Source organism: Parasphingorhabdus sp. W113 (assembly GCF_055693205.1).
In genome coordinates this window covers 474150-491926 of record NZ_CM146328.1, presented here as the reverse complement: position 1 = coordinate 491926, position 17777 = coordinate 474150, and the positions used below count along the sequence as shown (strand labels likewise).

Sequence of the window (17777 nt, the reverse complement as noted above, 5' to 3'; positions counted from 1 at the left end):
ATAAAAGGCGTCGGTCAATCATCGGTGGCTTCTGGTGCTGGTCGATCATTGTCGACCAATCGAAACCCGATATGGTTGGTGCCAAGCCCGCGTTCCTGAAACTGCCGCGCCGCCGGACGATAGCGGGCGCAATAATTGGCGGCACAGAGATAGGATCCACCTTTGATCACCTTCACGCCCTCACTGGCGTCGGCGCGTGATCCATCATTGCTTGTCCATTCCCAGACATTGCCCAGCATATCGTAAAGCCCATAGCCATTGGGCTTGAAGCAGCCCACCGGAGCGCGGGTTTCGAATCCGTCTTCGCCCAGGTCCCGGGCCGGGAAAACGCCCTGATAATAATTTGCTTGCGGCTTGCCATCGGCATCTTTTGGCTCCGGCAAAACCGCCGCACCGCCGCGCGCCGCATATTCCCATTGTTCTTCGCTGGGCAGCTGCTTGCCTGCCCATTTCGCATAGGCAAGCGCGTCATCATAGGCGACCTGCACGGCAGGCACGCGGTCTTGGCCGGAAATATTCTCATCCGGCCCCGATGGATGGCGCCACTGTGCACCGGTTTCCCAGCGCCACCAGCGCGGATCATCCTCGCTTGGCACATTGAACACCGCAGAGCCCGGTACCAGCATTTCGGGCGGCGCGCCGTCCATCTTTGGCGGGTCGCGTTCAGCCATGGTCCTGTAGCCGGTTGCCTTCACAAATTCTGCAAATTCGGGGTTGGTCACTTCATGGCTATCCATCCAGAAGCCATCGACGTGGATCATAAGCGGTGGTCCTTCTTCGCGATAGCGGGGGTTTTCGCCCATGACGAAGCTGCCGTCCGGAATCCAGACCATCTCGTTGACAGCCCCCGCGGCTTCGCAAGAGGACGGCGTCATTTACGCGTCTGCGTCCGTGCAGGCTGATAGACACAGGATAGCGACCAGGCCCAGATTCCGCATCTCTCAGTCGTCAATCTGGTTCAAAATGACCTGCAAATGCTCGCGCATCACTTCGATGGTCTTGGCCTTGGACAGCTCCTCATCCTGCCGGAACAGGCGCCATGCATCAAAACTGGTGGCCAGCAGGATCGAACGGGCACAGTTTGAATCTTTCCGGACATGACCGGGCAAAATCTCATACAGTTTCTCCCGTTCTATCCGCACGAGCGCCTTGTAATTTTCTCTGAGCTGCCTTGAACCTTGGCGATTGACGATGGACGGAATACGATAGACCGCAGATTCCTCGTTAATCTTGGCTCGCCGTTCAACCAGCTCGAGCAACTGGTCTTTCCAGTTATCCGATTCATAGGGCGCGTTGATGTGCGGCAAATAGGCTTCCATGAGAATGGCGTTCATTTCTTTAAAAATGGAATCCTTGTCGTCAAAATGACGGAAGACCGAGCGCAAGCCTACCCCCGCCTTTTCAGCCACTCTCGCCGCACTCGGATCAGGATCACCATCGCCGACCAGATCGATCATCGCCTGGATAATTTTGCTGCGACTGGACCGGCTGCGCTCCTTGCGCCCGTCGGGATGAGGGCTATCCCCTTCCACAACCTTCTTGAGCGCTGCATTTTGTTTTGCCATTATTCGTTCAACCTTTGACAAATTATGGCATTGATCATGCCGAAAAGCCAGACTTTGCCGCGCGCCTTTTTATTTCTGCGGCAACCAGCCAGAGCCGGTCCTGGCCCCATATAGCAAGATCGGGCTCGCCATCAGGACCCGACAGGCGATAGCTGGGTACACCCCACAGGCCGAGCCCTTCGACCATCTCATTCTGGTGTTGCTCGACCATCGGCTTCCAATCTTCGCGGCCAAGATGCTGTTGCGCCTCATTCCAGTCGAGACCAGCGGCCTCTACGGCCGATTTCAGGCCCTTTTTAGAATGCAGCCCGATGCCCTTTGCAAAAGCATGATGAAGCAAGGAGGACAGCAATGCTTCATCTTTTCCTTGCCCCATCGCCCACGGTAGCAATGAGTAGGCCTGCCGCGTTGGATCGCCAATCGGGGTCATGACCGGACCAAAGGGCACACCAAGATGTTCCCCCTCACGCTTGGTGTCAAACATGATGTACATGCCCTTGGCAGGGGTTGCCGGGACACCGCGCATGATCATGGGAAGCACCGGCTTGTGGTTGAACTGGATCCCGCATTCCTCTTTCAACGCTATCGTGCGATCATAGATAATCGCGGTGTAAGGTGAATTGAGCGAGGGATAGAAATCAAGCGTCAGGTTGCTCGCATCGATCCCGCGAACGTCAATCTCCGGTCGCGGACAGATAAACGGTTCTTCGGGATATTTGCAGACCCCAAGATCACGCAGTCGCTGTTCGAGATAGAATAGCCGATCCACGCCCCAGTACCATTCGCCGGCATAATGGAATGTTGCACCAGAATAATGACCCAATTCGGCAAGGCGGTCGCTGCCCTCTTCAAGATGCTGATCAATGTCGGATGTCTCGGCCTGTTCCAGGGCATCGCTGGCCCACAACATCTTGCTCGTTTCGCCAATGGTCGTCACAAATATGTCTGCCGGCAGGTCATGCAAGGCGCTGCCGGCCGCATTTTGGCGGTCTGGCAATGGCTCAACCGGAGCATCTTCCGGAAACTGTAATCCGTAATGGGGGGCAATCATCTCGGCATCACGCCGGGCCCACCGAGCAAGCTTCTCCAGCTCCGGCTGGTTCTTGCCGCCGGTGGCCCTGATCAGATGCGGCTTGAGAATGATGTCATAGCGTTCGGCAAAACTTGCAAGCACTTGCGCCGTCAGATGCGAATAGGGATCATCAAGTTGATGGAAATATTCGACGACATGGGGGTCACCGCTGCTTTGTCTGCGCCGTTCCGCTTTCAGGCGTGATTTTTCGATCCGATCCGAATCGGTAACGCTTCTGAATTTCCATTTCAGCAGATGCCGGAGCCACGCCGGCGGGTCGACAATCAGCGACGGGTTCGGATTATTCTCAGGTTCCAGCATCGATCATCGGCCCTTGTTTGCGCGCGGAAAGCCAGCCGATAAGTTTCCAGCCGGTCACTCCAACTAGAAACACTATTAATCCGATAATCAACCGCATCTGCACGAAACTGATCGACGGCCGGACAATGAATATCTCGCTATGCTCCAGCGATGCCATCTTATACCGTTCTCCCACCACAAACCGGGGATCACGAACCATCTCAATCAGATCGCGCAAGGACCGATATCGCACGACCGCTGTGCGATCGATAGTCTTGCCATAATTGCCCATCTGCGATCCGGCAACGTTGCCGACAAAGACCGGATGGCCGCCGCGTTCAAACAATAATGGCAAAACAACACTAACATACTGGCGATCCGCTTCCCGAGCTGCGGTGGTGTCTTTCAGATTTTCCAGATTTACGGCGTAAAATTCCTTGCCGTCGTCTTTCGGGAGCATGGCGTACATGTTCAGCAGAAAATGCCCTTCGGGCAAGGCATCTTGCAGGTTCGTCCATTGGCGCGTTAGTGCTGGATTTCAGCTAATCTGCGTCAAACACGGTCTTGCCGCGCGAAATCGTCTCTATCACTTTCAGGCGCAGAAGATCCGCGGGTTGCATCTGCAAGGGGTTTTCCGACAAAATGACGAAATCCGCATGTTTGCCGACCGCGATCGAGCCTTTCATGTCTTCTTCGAAATTCTGGTAAGCCGCATTGACGGTCATTGATTTGAGCGCGTCATACACTGGCACACGCTGCTCGGCGCCAAGAATTTTTCCAGAGCGCGTTTCCCGGTGGCTTGTCGCCCATAACAGGCGGATCATGTCCGGCGGTACAATCGGCGCGTCATTATGAGTCGTGAACATGATATTCCGATCGAGCGCGGATTTCGCCGGGCTAATCCGTGCGCCGCGAACCGGGCCCAACACGCTGTCGCGATGATAATCGCCCCAGAAAAACACGTGGGTCGAGAAAAAGGACGGAATCATGCCGAGGTCGGCCATCCGGTCCAATTGGTCTTCCCGCACCGTCTGGGCATGGATCATGACCGAGCGGCCTTTGCCGGTGACGCCCTTGGCATGGGATGCATCCACGGCGTCGATCAATATCTCTCCCATCGCATCGCCATTGGCATGCGCGATCAACGGGACATTATGGGTCAGGACCTTGCTGACCATCGCGTTGACCTTGTCGGTTGGATAGTTTGGATAGCCCTGATAATCTTCCTTCTGCCCATCCGGGGGCACGTGAAAGGGCTGGGACAAAAAGGCCGTTTTTCCTTGTGGTGAACCATCCAGCACCAGCTTCACCCCGCCAAGTTTAAACCGCCCGTCATATTGCGCGAACGCGGCCGCAGGCGGCAATTGTTGTTCCGGATTTTGCAGATGAAAATAGCTCACGATATCAAGCGACAACAAGCCTTGGGCATTGGCCGCACGGACCAGATCTATCGTTGCCTGGGACGCTGCGCCATCCTGCACCGTGGTGATACCGTGACTGGCATAGAGCTTTTGGGCTGCTGCCAGACCGGCCAGGGCCTGTTGCGGGGTTCGGGTTGGAAACTTCTTTTGCACCGCATATTGCGCGCGTTCCTCGAGCACACCATCTGGCGTTTTTCCATCGGCCATGCGCCGGATGACGCCGCCTTCGGGATCAGGACTATCAGGCCCAATGCCGGCCGCCTTGAGGGCCAGCGAGTTGCCGCTGCCCAAATGCCCGGAAACATGGAGCAAATAGATCGGATGATCGGTTGAAACATCATCCAGATCAGTGCGGGTCGGATGCCGCCCTTCGGACATCAGAGACTCGTCATAGCCATAGCCAATAATCCACTGGCCTTCGGGAATGTTTTTGGTGGTAATATGGGTCTTGAGAATGGTCTTCAGATCGTCAATATTCGCAACTTCACCCACGGGCGGCGAGGATAAGTTCACCGCGGACAGCAACATCGCCTGAAAGGTGAAATGCCCATGCGCGTCAATAAAGCCGGGCAATAAAGCTTTGTTGCCCAATTCCATGATTTCGCTGGTCGCGCTTTGGTGGCGAAGGATCTCGGCTTGTGTTCCGACCGCGATGATCTTCCCGTTCGCGACGGCGACACCCTGCGCATCCCGGGTGTCGGAGTCCATTGTGACAATATTAGCACCCAGATAAATCGTATCTGCCATCTGCAAGGATGGCGCCGCATTGCGCGGTTCCGCGCGTTCATTGGCAACGCAACCAGCCAGACATAAAAAGGCCATGCCATGCAAGAGAACGGATATCGGTTTCGGAATTTGGATTGGCACAGTCTTCCCCTACGGCTTTTTTTGCAAAGGCTAAGCGCCAAGCTGCAATCGCGCAAGTCATTCAAATCGAAACCAATATACTGGTCATGAAAAACCATCGACGGCTGTTCAAGCAAAGCGGCGTGCATGTCGGTCCGGAACCCGGTGTCGAACGCCACTGCCCCAGTATCGTGTTGGCCCAGTATCGCGTTGGCCCAGTATCGCGTTGGCCCAGTATCGCGTTGGCCCGGTCGGTGGACCGGTGCAACAGTCCTGCTGGCCCCGTGCGCTTATGCGGTTTTGCGGTCGTCTTGCGCGGAGGTTCCCAGCCATGATGTCTCGAACGCGGCTGTTTCGAGCGGCTTGGAGATGTACCAGCCCTGCCCGACGTCGCAGCCCAGTGCTTTCAGTTTGCGCAAGCAGGGTTGATCCTCAATCCCTTCGGCAACAACCTTCAGTCCCAGTGCATGGGCCATCTCAATCGCCGATTGCACCAGCACGCGATTGGAATCCTCGGTCATCATGGTTTTGACGAAACTCTGGTCGATCTTGATTTCATCCGCGGGCAGACGCTGCAGGTAACTCATCGTCGATTGACCGGTGCCATAGTCATCAATCGAAACCTTGATCCCGGCATCGCGAATGCGTTTCAGCGCAAGAATGGCGAGATCGGGATCGGCCATTGTCGCGGTCTCGGTCACCTCGAAGGTTATCTGCCGATTATCAATCGCGGCAGCCTCTACCAGGGCGATGGCTTTCTCGACAAATTTGCTGTCGCCGAGAAGCTGGGCGGAAATATTGACCGAGCTGCTCAGCCCCGCCCTGAACCGCGCCCATCGCGACGAGATCCAGAAGCGTCTGTTCGAGGACATAGAGCGTGAGGTCATCAATCTGTCCGGCATTCTCGAGCAGCGGAATGAATATCTCGGGACTGATCATCCCGCGCTCCGGGTGACTCCAGCGCACCAGCGCTTCGGCGCCATCGAGCACGTTTTCGGGCAGGTTCCACTTTGGCTGATAGACAACCGAGAGCCCCCGGTTCTGAATCGCCTGATCGAGCTCGACCAGCAGATTCTGTTTCTGGTCAATGGCCTCATCCACCGCATCATCGTGCCACAACCATTTCTTGCCCGTATGCGCGGCATGTTCCGCTGCGGCTTTGGCCTTGTCGATGGTTTTATCGCTGACACCAAAATTCACCTTCACCTTGATTTTCGTGTCGCCCGCCATGAACGGCGCCTGGAACAGGGCGGCGGCCGTGCCGAAATGCTCTTCGATGCTCTCGCGCTGTTCGTCCTTGACGAACCATGCCAGCGTATCGGTGTCGAGATGGAAAACCCTTTCCTTGACAGCGAGATAGCGCAAGCGGGCGGCAATATTCTGGAACAGATTGGCACGCGATTCAGTCGTGGTTACCGCATGCAGTTCATGGATATCAGCCAGCAGCGCGGTGGCGATCAGCGGACGATCGACCTCATCACAAAATTGCTCCAGCGCCGCCTGGTTGGGCAATGCGCTGGCCTGATTGAAAAAGCGGCTGGTGTTCAGCGCCAGATTCGTCTGCAGGAATTTGCTGACGACCAGGAACACGCCGAGAAAGACCAGTGCCGGAACGTTCGAAAAGGTAAACCAGCCTTGCCACTCCGCCATCAGCAGGGCAGCAAACAGGGTAAGGCCAAGCAAGACCATGGCACGCAATGGCCTGGTCGGTGAAATCCGGTTGCCGCTGATCAGCAGAAACGTGATCACCGCTACAAAAGCCAGCGCCGGTAACGGCCCAAGGCTGGTCATGTTGGTGGATTGCAAAAGCGTTTCCGCCGCCATCGCCTGGATCACCACGCCCGGCACAACGCCAAAGCGACTGATCGGATAGCGATCGCCCAATTCGATCGCGGTGGCGCCGATCAGGATCTTCTTGTCGCCAACGACGCTGGCAAGGTCCTGCCGGGACAGGATATCGGCAAAACTGATCCGCGGGATGGTGGCAGGATCGATCGACTGATCAATCGCAAATGTCTCGTCAATATTGCCGGATGCACTGGCAAGCTGACTGGCCAGCGAGGGCCGCACCAATCCGCCAGTGACCGTACCATAGCTGTAACTGTTCAATTGCCCGCGCGCGTCGGGATGGACGTTGACGGATGCCAGAAAGGCATTGTCCCGAAAAATCGGAATGGGCAGGCTTTCGACAAAACGATCATCACCGGCGCCGGCGGTCTGACGAAATGTCGCCAAAACGATGGCGGCGTCGGAAGCCGCTATGGCCGATGCGAATTGCTGGTCTTCGTCCGCAGTGGAATGAGACGAAAAATCGATGTCAAAGCTGATCTGTGTCGCACCCGCAGCAGACAGTTTTTCGATCGCTTCGGCATAATAGCTGCGCGGCCAGGGCCAGCTGTCCAGGGCCTGCAACGACCTGGCATCAATCTCCGCGATGACAATCTCGCCGGTGGCCGGCTTTTCCAGCAGCTTGGATCGCTGATTCTGGAGCTGGATCTCGACATCGCTGCCAATCCCGAGGAAGATAAACAAGATGCTGCTGACCAACGCAACCAGCCACGCCAGCAAAATCCGGCGCGACAGGTTCAGGTTGAAGGGCGAAAACAGAAAATCCAAGAACAGCTCCGAGAATACACCAAAGTGCACCCTAGACGGGAACGTTCTATTTTAGGTTAACGGCTGATCGTCGCCACCATTCAGCGGCTGACGATCATTTTTTGCTATTGCCGTTCCCATTGTTGCTGCCGCCATTGCCGTTACCGTTGCCGTTATTGCTCTGACCATTGCCGCCTGCGTTTCCTGTGCCGCTGGTATCGGCACTGCCGCCGCCCAAGACAATATTGCCGACATTCAGATTGCCCGAAGCGCCCAGGCCACCATTGCCCGCTCCGCCGGCATTGGCATTCGCATTCGCATTGCCGTTACCGCCCGCGCCGTTGCCGCCGCCATTCGCGTTTGCATTGGCCGAACCAGCAGCACCGCCAGCGCTATTGCCCGCATTGGCGTTCGCATTGGCGTTACCGCTCGCGCCGTTGCCACCGCCACTCGCGTTTGCATTGGCTGAACCAGCGGCGCCGCCAGCATTGTTGCCCGCGTTGGCGTTCGCATTGCCGTTACCGCCCGCGCCGTTGCCGCCGCTATTCGCGTTTGCATTGGCTGAACCAGCGTTACCGCCAGCACTATTGCCCGCATTGGCGTTCGTATTGCCGTTACCGCCCGCGCTGTTGCCGCCGCCATTCGCGTTTGCATTGGCCGAACCATTAGTGCCGCCAGCATTACCGCCAGCGTTATTACCATTGGCATTGGACGCGGCGATGCCAGCTGCGTTACTGCCGGATTGGCCGGCACCCGGTCCGGCACCGAGACCGCTATTCTCGATTACCGGCGGCGTAGTGCTGGAAGCCAGATCCTGCCCGCTCAGAGGATTGCCATTACCCAGTGCGCCTGGATTGCCATTCGATGCATTTACCCCATTTTCCAGAAGATTGGGCATGGTCGCATTATTGTTTGCCAATTGCGCGCTAACGCCGGGACTCGGATTGCTGACCAGACCACCGGTCAGATCGCTCAGCGCCACCGGTGTTTCCGCAACCGGAGCACTGATCACGCCTTCGAAGTCACTGTCCGCAATGGCAACCACAACCGGTTCTTCCACCGCTGGTGCAGCCGGCGCATTGGGGGAATCGATGACCTGGGTTTCCGCCCCGGTGATCCGCAGGCGATATTGCTGATCGCCATTGACCATGCCGATCATGCCCGGCGAGAGCAATCGCGAAGCACCGCCGTCCAGCGTCGAGACCTGCACGGCGCCCTCGGTCACTTGTACCGACGTCCCGGATTCCGACACTGTCACGCTGAAGGTCGTGCCTTTGACCACAGCCGCGAGATACGGGGTTTTCACACCAAAATGCGGCGTCGCCTTTTTGTCGATGCGGAACAGCACATTGCCGAGCTCTTCGAAAAACTGGAATACGCCGCCTTCTTTTTTCGGCGCGCTGATGCGGAGGCGGCTATTCGGAGAGACCACCACATATTCCTGCCCGCGGATAAGAACGGCGCGGCTTTTCTTGCCGGTCGCAATAACATCGCCCGCTTTCAAATTGCTGCCGCTCAGGGCAATTTTGGACACGCCGGAGCGCAAGACGTTAACGGTTCCGCTGCTCTCGGAAATTTTCCATTCCGGAGTCGCAGCCATCGCGACTCCACTGGATGCAAGCGCCGCAAGGGCGAGGAAACTGGTTGTTTTACGCATTGGTCTACTATCCTTAAATGTGGAAAATCCCCACGATTGCTGTGACCATTACCGACGCAACCTCTCCACAATGTTGAAAACCGTGCTAAATTTAATGTTAAGATCGGTTCACGCTAAGCATTTCATAACAATTTACGACTAGGACATCGCTAAAGTTGCGTGGTCCGGAGTTGTGTTTTGTTGCGTCTCGGTTATCTTTTTACATCAGTGGTTTGCGGCTGTTTCAGTGCGGCTGCGTTGGCCCAGACGACGACCAATCCGTTTGAAAGCGTGAGTGGTGGCGACGAATGGGTTGTCGGTGATCCGACCGCAGATGCCGTGGTTGCGCCTCTGATTGCACCCCTAGAACAGACACCAACGGCCGACAGTTCCGCGATCACCATCGGCGCGGTCAATGTGACCAGTGACCTTGCACTGCCTCCCGCCCTGCTCGCCAGTGGCTATGAACAATATATCGGCGAGGAAGCATCGCAGGATGTGCTGCGCCAGCTGGCCGGATCCGTTTCAGAAGTCGCGCGCCGGCAAGGTTATGTCTTCGCCAGTGCCATTATCCCGCCCCAAGCCGTCAGAATGGGCGTTGTCGCTGTCCGGCTGGATCCGGGCGCCATTGACGAAGTCCGGATATTGGGCTCGGAAAACAAGCGTCTGCGACGGATATTGGACAAGCTGACAACCGCAGCCGCGCGCGCGGAAGATGTCGAACGCCAATTGTTGCTGGCCGGTGACCTGCCGGATATTGCGCTGCTCAATTCCAACTATGTGCGGGAACATGGCAGGGGTGTTCTGGTGGTTACGGTTCGCGACATTGCGACCCGTGGTTATGCGGCGCTGGACAATCATGGTCCCGACGCGCTCGGACCGGTCCGGGCCCGGCTCAATCTGGATATTGCCGGATTGCTGGCCGATGGCGACGTCTTTTCCACCAGCGTGATCAATTCGGTCCTGCAACCGCGCGAACTGACCTATATCAATGCCCGCTATGCCATGACTCTTGGCGATGGCGGCACGGTGGTCGGTCTGTCCGGTGCCGCAGGACGCACCCGCTCCGGCGGAACCTTGCGCAACTTCGATTTTGAAGGTCGCAATCGCTACGCGGCGGTATTCGCCAGCCAGGCGCTCAAGCGCAGCAATGATTTCAATCTCTGGCTCAATGCCGAGCTGGCCTATCTCGAGGTCGAGCAAAGCCAGAACGGGCGGATATTCCAGGATGACGATATCGTCACCGCCTCGCTCAACTTTTCAGGAAATTACAATGTCGGGATCGGCCGGATCTATGGCGGCATCGGGGTCACCCGGGGACTTGGCATTTTCGGGGCCAGCCAGCTGGGCGATCCGTTAAACTCGCGGCCCAATGGCAGCGGTTCGTTCACCAAGGCCAATTTCTGGGTCAATTCCATCTTGAACTTCGGGCATGGATTTGGCGTCCGGCTGGCGGGCAATGCCCAGATTGCCTCGCGGCCACTGCTCTCCCCCCATGAACTGGCGATTGGCGGGCCGTTTTATGGCCGCGGCTTTGATTTCAGCGAACGCTTTGGTGACGAGGGGATATTGGGCCTCGCGGAACTGCGCAAGGAATTCAAGAATGTGAACGGCTGGCTGGACTGGTTCCAGCTCTACGGTTTTGTCGATGGCGGCTATGTGTCGAATATCGGCACTGGTTTTGGGGGCGGCACGCTGGCTTCTGCGGGTGGCGGACTGCGCGCCCAGATTGGTGCCGTGGACTTCGGCCTCGAAACCGCGGCCCCGTTGAACGAGGACCGGTTTGAAAGCGGCGACCGCTCGCCCAAGGTCAATGTCCAGCTGGGCGTGCGCTTCTAGGAACGATCGGTCCGGTCGGACAGAAACTCGCGTACGTGGGCAACGAACAGTTCGGAACTATGCTCCCGCCCCAGCAACAGATGATTGTCGGTGGGCAGCGTGACAAATTCTGCCCCGGCAATCTCGCTGGCCAGCTCCGCGCCCTTGGCCACCGGAACCCTTTGATCACCCCGCGCGTGCATCACCAGTGTCGGACACTGGACCGCCGGGAGCCGATCACGGACATCGATATCCGCAAAAATCTCCAGAAAGCGCGCGGCGTTATCCGGCGATACGGTTTTCCGTTGAAAGTCATCAAAAGCCACGCGTTCCGCCTCGGTAGCACCAGGGATCAGAGCCCGGGAAAACAGGTTGCGGTAACTGGAATCATCGCGTCCCCACCCCTTTGCGACCAATGTAATCAATGCCTCTCGCTCCGACCGCGATTCAGCGCTGTCGTCATCGACACGCCAACCCGCCGCATAGCCACCCCACAATACCAGATGGCTGACCCGGTCCGGATTCAGCGCGGCATATTCAATCGCCACCGCTGCGCCTTGCGATATGCCGAGCAACGGAAACCGCTCTGCTCCACTCTGCGCAACCACGGTCTCGAGATCGGTCACAAAGGCATCAAAGCCGAGATTTTCCACTTCCCAGTCGGACATCCCGTTGCCGCGCTCATCATAGCGGATCAGACAATGGTCCCGCGCCAGCTCCTGAAACAAGGGTGACCAGACTTCGCTGTCCCAATCCAGTTCGAGATGGTTCAGCCAGTTGGCCGCTTTCAGCAGCGGTGGCCCCGATCCGATCCGCGCCCAGGCGATGCGCGTACCGTCGGCGGCATTGGCAAAGCCGATCTGTTGCCGCGCCAGATGAAGCTGCCCCGGCTGATCCAACGGCGATCCGGTGCGCGCGCCAAGATCGGGCAGCAAGCGCGCCCGCAGGTCTTCGGCTTCGGCCCGCATCGCGGTCAGCCAGGCCTGATATTGCGCGTGATCAGGCAAATCGAGACCCGCCAGCAAAGGCTGGTCCAGCGCGGCGCGGGATTGCGCAAATTCCTGACCGCTCAACGGTTCATCGCGCTGTGCCTGTGCAACCAGGGTGCGATAATCGACGGTGACCGCAACCGGATCGAACCGCACCCATTCGCGGTCCGCAACAATCCGTTCCGCATCCGGAGTGTTGAGCAGACGCCGGAGGCGCCAGATGGCGGAGCGGAGCGCGCCTCTTGGATCATCCGGTCCTTCCCAGAACAAATCGCAAAGCCGTTCGCGATGCTGGGCTTTGCCGGTCAGCAGCAAAAAGGCAAGCATCGCCCGCGCCTTGCGCGAGTTTGGCAGTTTGACAGGTTGACCTTCGCTGCGCACGGACAATCCGCCGAACACATCGATTTCAAGGTCTTTCATAGCTGCTCCGCTTACTCGCCCCCGAGATTCACGTGACCGTCGCTGCGCTGGCCGGACGCCCTGTTTCATCCGATCGCACGGCTTATCTAGCGCCACCAACAGATAAAACAACGGAAATGACATGCTGGTGAACATGCTGCCTGACACGCAGCGCTATCAGAGCAGTGCGACGGAGTGAAAGCGGTTTCGCCGCTCCGACGTATAGAAGGAATCGATAATGTCCCCCCGACCGGATCAGACCGGAGCAAATTTTGTAGACGACCCCGACGTCCTCACTCGGGCGGAAATAGCAACGCTATTTTCCCTACATCTGGGGTCGCATGATGGTGCGGCCCCCTTTTCTCCGTTTTTCCTAAAGCCCCAGCTCTATCCCAACCCCATGGGCAGAGCCCGTAACAAGGAGATTTGATAATGTTGCCCTCATTCACTTTGATAGATGACCCGGTGCTGACCGGCCGGGAGATCGAAATCCTGGAATATGTAACCCTTGGACTGTCCGCCAAGGAGGTTGCGCGGGAAACGAACCTGTCGCCCCGTACGGTGGATCGGCATGTTGAAAATCTCCGGCTGAAACTGCGCGCCCGGAATCGCACCCATATGGTTCTATGCGCCGTGAAAGCCGGATTTCTCAAGGTGAACCGTGGCGAGGCCCGCGCGATGGTCTCATCGCATTCCGGGGGCCAACTCGGATATCAATCCTAGGCCAGCCGTCTTAAATATAGGACTCTTCCGGATCCGGTGATATGCACCGGGCATGCTCACGCGTTTTGTTTCGATGATCCTTGTCTTCCTGCTGGCCTTGGCGACGCCCGCCTATGGGCAGCTCAGCATTGAGTACCCCGATTATCCGGTCAAGGACGGTCAGACTCTTCTGGAATGGGCCAATCCGTCGATTCTGACCTATGATATTGCTGCGGAAAATCGCGACGATGTTACGACATGCAGCATCGCCAGTGAAACGCGGCTCGATGCGGTTGCCACAACCTGCTGGCCGGTATTGCAAGCGGCAAAGCTATATACCCGACTGGAATTTGCCAGCGGCGAACCCAGCGGAGACCGAGCCGCGCACAGACAGCGCGCACTGGCTTATGGCGATCAGATTATAGCGCTGATCGGCGAACCCGAATGGCCGCTCGAACGCTATTATCTGATGAAAACCTACGAGCAAATGTCCTTTGTTTACCGCGATTTGAAGCAATTTGACAAAGCGCTAGCGGCGACGGAAAATCAGATAAAATATATCACTGGCACGCCGGGCTATGATCTCGAATTCCGGCTTGCTTTTGCGCAATATAAACGGGGTCAGCACCTGCTCAAACTGGAGCGTCAGGCAGAGGCGCGCGACGGGCTGGAGCGAAATTATGTGCTGCTGCGTGGCAGAACCGGCTATAAAAACGCTTTGCCGATCGCCGATCACAATATCGACATCGCAACCGATGCCATCCGATCCGGAGATTTCATCTATGCCGAACAGATTATAGATCGCTATCTCACCGATGCCACAGAGATGGTCGAAGGCTATCAGTTCGGCATTTTGAAGCATATCGATCTCAAGATTTATATGTTGGTCCGACAACGGGATGTCGATGGCATATTGGCCTGGATGGACAAGCGCATCGCCGAAAGTCCGTCCTATTCTCCATGCCCGGCAGGGGATCTCTTTTTTCCAGCGGTATTGGCATCGCTGCATGACAATTCGAGAATCGCAACCAAGCTCGCCAGCATGCAATGCAGGGCCAGAGATCTTGCCGAGATCGAAACCGCGCTCAACAAGGGCATAAAGGGCTATCGCGATGAATTGTTGCTCCCGCCGCCACAATCTTGACAGACAACCGCGCAATCACGGCTGATGATAATCTTCGGCTCAGATCGCACCATCGGATTAGCGATAGAACTTGTCTATCGGCGCGCTAAGTTCTTGACGATTATCGCTGAAACATGGCTTAAAATAGCGTTTTGCGATTTGCGGGGAAACCAGAGCTATGACGAGCACCAGCGTGGGCCACCAGAATAGCGGGATTTTCGGCTGGATCGAACGCACCGGAAACCGGCTGCCGGATCCTGTTTTCCTGTTCTTCTACCTCATCCTGTTTGTCGTAGCCCTGTCGGTGGTTGCACAATTGCTGGGTTGGTCGGCGGTCCACCCAATCGAGATCGATCCCGCCACCGGCACCAACACAGTGATTGCAGCGACCAGCCTGCTCAGTCCGGAAAATATCCAGCGGCTGTGGGTCGACATGCCGAAAACCTTCACCGGTTTCCATCCGCTCGGCTATGTGCTGGTCGTCATGCTCGGCGCCGGTGTCGCGGAACGATCGGGCCTGTTTGCCACCGCGATGCGGGCCGGCGTCCGCAACGCGCCAACCTCCCTGCTCACGCCGGTGGTGGCGCTGGTCGCGATGCTCGGCAATCTTGCAGCCGATGCGGCCTATGTCGTGCTGATCCCGCTGGCCGGGATCATGTTTGCCGCGGCTGGCCGGCATCCGATCGCTGGAATCGCCGCGGCCTTCGCCGGGGTTTCCGGTGGCTTTTCCGCCAATCTTTTCCCCGGACAGCTGGATGCACTGCTGTTCGGCATTACCCAGGCCGCAGCGGAAACCGTATTCACGGGCTGGGAAGCCAATATTGCCGGCAACTGGTATTTCATCCTGGTCATGACATTCCTCTTCCTGCCGGTCATCTGGTATGTCACCGACAAGATTATCGAACCGCGCCTGGGCACCTATAGCGGATCGCTCAATCCCAGTGCCGATGCGAAAGAGACCGATGCAGCAGACGATGATGTCCAGGATCGCGCGCTGAGCGACGGGGAACGGCGCGGCCTGCGCTATGCCGGGTTCGCGACCTTGGCGGTCATTGCGCTGTGGCTGCTGATGACCTGGGGACCCGGCACGCCGCTGATCAACGAAGACGCCAATCCCGAAGCGCAGCTGACACCATTTTATCAATCGCTCGTGGCGGGATTCTTCCTGCTGTTCCTGCTGGCTGGTTGGGCTTATGGAAAAGGCGTCGGGACCGTCAGCAATCATCGTGATCTGGTCAAGATGATGAGCGACAGCATGGCCGATATGGCCTATTTCCTGGTGCTGGCCTTCATGGTCGCCCATTTTGTTGCTCTGTTCAGCTGGTCGAATCTCGGGCTGATCACAGCCGTCCACGGCGCAGAAGGCCTGCAGAGCCTGGACATGCCGGCGCCCATCCTGCTGGCCCTGGTGGTGTTCTTTGTTGCTGGCATGAACCTGTTTGTCGGATCAGCCAGCGCAAAATGGGCGCTGCTCGCCCCGATATTGGTGCCCATGCTCATGCTTATCGGCGTCAGCGCGGAAACCACGACTGCGGCCTATCGCGTCGGTGACAGCGCCACCAATATCATTACGCCGCTGATGACCTATTTCCCGCTCATCCTGATTTTCTGCCAGCGCTGGAACAAGGATTTCGGTATCGGCAATCTGATCGCGATGATGTTGCCCTATTCGCTGTGGTTGCTCGGAGCCGGTCTCGCACTGATCATGCTGTGGGTTGGCATTGAATTTCCGCTGGGTCCCAGTGCGCCGGTATTCATCCCGGTCGCTGGCGGCTAACGCGCGGCGAGCACGTCGTCCGCAACAAACGCGTTTGTCTTGCGCTCATAGCCAAATTGGCTGGTCGGACCGTGGCCGGGAATGAACGTCACATCATCGCCGAGCGGCCAGAGTTTCTGAGTGATCGCATCAATCAGATCCTGATGATTGCCGCGCGGGAAATCCGTGCGTCCGATCGACCCCTGGAAAATCACATCGCCCACCACGGCCAGCTTGGAAGGCTGATGGTAAAAGATGACATGGCCAGGCGTATGGCCCGGGCAGTGAACGACATCGAGCACCAGATTGCCGACGGTCACCTGATCACCATCGACCAGCCAGCGGTCCGGTTCAAAGCTCTTGGCTTCCATGCCGTAACGCGCGCCGTCGCCGTCGAGCTGATCAATCCAGAACCGGTCATCCTCATGCGGTCCCTCGATCGGCAGGCCCAATTCCTCGGCCAGCATCCCAGCCTGGCCGCAATGGTCAAGGTGCCCGTGGGTGATGATGATCTTTTCCAGATCGACACCATGTTCCGCCACCGCAGCCTTGAGCCGCGAGAGATCGCCACCAGGGTCGCTGAGCGCCGCCTTGTTGGTTTCGGTGCACCAGAGGAGCGTGCAATTTTGCTGGAGCGGGGTCACCGGAATGATCACGGCTTTCAAGGGAGCTTCTGTCATGGAGGCTATTTGGCGGCGGGAGCGTGAAGTTGCAAGTGTCTATCCTGACAGGCGGATCACAACCGCCGGCCGGTCCAGATCACCCTGCCGATGATATTGACCTCGGCGGCATCGATATTCTCCCAATCCGGATAGTGCGGATTGTCACTGCGGATCGACAATTTACCGCCCGGTCGCAGGGCCAGCCGCTTGACCAGCAGAACGTCGTCCATGCGCAATACGTAGATGCCGTCGCGCAGCGCGCGTTCCACCGCGCCGTGGTCGACCATGATGTCATCGCCATCACACAGGGTCGGATCCATGGAATCGCCATCGACGGAAATCACCGACAATTTTTCCGGATCAACCGACAGTCGTTTCATCCATTTGGGGCCGAATGCCATGGATCCGAGAATCTCTTCGGCATCCGGCGTGGTACCAGGACCGGCCGAGGCTCCGACCTGCAATTGCCGGACGCGAAAAAGATCGTCCTGACGTGCCGGTGCCGAAACGCTGCGCGGCACGGCCTGCGGGGCTCCAAGTTGTTGCTCATCCACCCCCAGAAATTCAGCCAGGGTCCGGCGATCAGTCTCATCCAGTTTCTTCGGTGTGCCGCGCTTGATATATTGCTGAATATAGGCGGGGTTCTTGCCTAGCATGCGCGACAGGGACGCATAGTCCACGCCGCTCTGATGGATCAGGCGATCAAGATTGGCGCGCGGGTCAACATTGTCCATGCGCATCCCATAGCATAGGTTTTTTCCTAGACAAGTAGGAAATTGCATTTCAGATAGGATTTTCCCTATCCAATCCGATTCGAGCAGCGCTCGTTCGCAAGCCCAAGGAGAGCAGCCATGTATCTACTCAGCAAGATCGAAAAATTCCGCCGCGAAACC

Annotated in this window: 15 protein-coding genes; 4 read left to right on the top strand and 11 right to left on the bottom strand. The window is 57.4% G+C overall.

The window, feature by feature from the left end; all coding sequences use genetic code 11:
- Positions 1-14: 14 nt before the first annotated feature.
- From ACZ1GS_RS02260 to ACZ1GS_RS02225, 8 genes are all read right to left on the bottom strand, one after another.
- Positions 15-875 (bottom strand): formylglycine-generating enzyme family protein, encoded by an 861-nt coding sequence (locus ACZ1GS_RS02260; RefSeq protein ID WP_472696873.1) that lies wholly within the window; start codon positions 873-875, stop codon positions 15-17.
- A 66-nt stretch (positions 876-941) separates the two neighbouring features.
- Positions 942-1565: a TetR/AcrR family transcriptional regulator gene (locus tag ACZ1GS_RS02255; RefSeq protein WP_472696872.1), complete on the bottom strand. Its 624-nt coding sequence runs from the start codon at positions 1563-1565 to the stop codon at positions 942-944.
- A 34-nt stretch (positions 1566-1599) separates the two neighbouring features.
- Entirely contained in the window at positions 1600-2958 is a 1359-nt protein-coding gene (locus tag ACZ1GS_RS02250; protein WP_472696871.1) for a DsbA family protein, read from the bottom strand.
- Positions 2945-3406 (bottom strand): hypothetical protein, encoded by a 462-nt coding sequence (locus tag ACZ1GS_RS02245; protein ID WP_472696870.1) that lies wholly within the window; start codon positions 3404-3406, stop codon positions 2945-2947. The genes ACZ1GS_RS02250 and ACZ1GS_RS02245 overlap by 14 nt, the downstream gene beginning before the upstream one ends.
- A 73-nt stretch (positions 3407-3479) precedes the next feature.
- Entirely contained in the window at positions 3480-5225 is a 1746-nt protein-coding gene (locus ACZ1GS_RS02240) for an amidohydrolase (protein WP_472696869.1), read from the bottom strand.
- A gap of 269 nt (positions 5226-5494) precedes the next feature.
- Positions 5495-6001, bottom strand: a complete 507-nt coding sequence (locus ACZ1GS_RS02235) for an EAL domain-containing protein (protein WP_472698053.1) — start codon at positions 5999-6001, stop codon at positions 5495-5497.
- Entirely contained in the window at positions 5928-7820 is a 1893-nt protein-coding gene (locus tag ACZ1GS_RS02230) for a CHASE2 domain-containing protein (RefSeq protein ID WP_472696868.1), read from the bottom strand. Before ACZ1GS_RS02230 ends, ACZ1GS_RS02235 begins: the two co-directional genes overlap by 74 nt.
- Before the next feature lie 94 nt (positions 7821-7914).
- The gene (locus ACZ1GS_RS02225; RefSeq protein ID WP_472696867.1) at positions 7915-9456 is read right to left on the bottom strand and encodes a FecR domain-containing protein; all 1542 of its coding nucleotides are present in this window, start codon (positions 9454-9456) and stop codon (positions 7915-7917) included.
- 237 nt (positions 9457-9693) lie between these two features.
- On the opposite strand from ACZ1GS_RS02225, the gene ACZ1GS_RS02220 reads away from it, so the two are divergent.
- Entirely contained in the window at positions 9694-11274 is a 1581-nt protein-coding gene (locus ACZ1GS_RS02220) for a ShlB/FhaC/HecB family hemolysin secretion/activation protein (protein ID WP_472696866.1), read from the top strand.
- On the opposite strand, the gene ACZ1GS_RS02215 is transcribed toward ACZ1GS_RS02220, so the two are convergent.
- On the bottom strand, positions 11271-12662 hold the full coding sequence (locus ACZ1GS_RS02215; protein ID WP_472696865.1) for a bifunctional AfsR/SARP family transcriptional regulator/alpha/beta hydrolase: 1392 nt from the start codon (positions 12660-12662) through the stop codon (positions 11271-11273). The two genes, ACZ1GS_RS02220 and ACZ1GS_RS02215, sit on opposite strands and share 4 nt — an antisense overlap.
- A 411-nt stretch (positions 12663-13073) precedes the next feature.
- Here ACZ1GS_RS02215 and ACZ1GS_RS02210 point away from each other — a divergent pair, with 411 nt between their 5' ends.
- The 3 genes from ACZ1GS_RS02210 (at position 13074) to ACZ1GS_RS02200 (ending at position 16243) form a co-directional block, all read left to right on the top strand.
- Complete coding sequence (locus ACZ1GS_RS02210) at positions 13074-13364, top strand: response regulator transcription factor (protein WP_472696864.1); 291 nt, start codon at positions 13074-13076, stop codon at positions 13362-13364.
- A 52-nt stretch (positions 13365-13416) separates the two neighbouring features.
- On the top strand, positions 13417-14487 hold the full coding sequence (locus tag ACZ1GS_RS02205; RefSeq protein ID WP_472696863.1) for a hypothetical protein: 1071 nt from the start codon (positions 13417-13419) through the stop codon (positions 14485-14487).
- Between the two features lie 157 nt (positions 14488-14644).
- Positions 14645-16243: an AbgT family transporter gene (locus ACZ1GS_RS02200; protein ID WP_472696862.1), complete on the top strand. Its 1599-nt coding sequence runs from the start codon at positions 14645-14647 to the stop codon at positions 16241-16243.
- On the opposite strand, the gene ACZ1GS_RS02195 is transcribed toward ACZ1GS_RS02200, so the two are convergent.
- Positions 16240-16902, bottom strand: coding sequence for an MBL fold metallo-hydrolase (locus tag ACZ1GS_RS02195; protein ID WP_472696861.1), 663 nt, complete (start codon positions 16900-16902; stop codon positions 16240-16242). The two genes, ACZ1GS_RS02200 and ACZ1GS_RS02195, sit on opposite strands and share 4 nt — an antisense overlap.
- Positions 16903-16958: 56 nt before the next feature.
- Entirely contained in the window at positions 16959-17618 is a 660-nt protein-coding gene (locus ACZ1GS_RS02190) for a S24 family peptidase (protein WP_472696860.1), read from the bottom strand.
- Between the last annotated feature and the right edge of the window lie 159 nt (positions 17619-17777).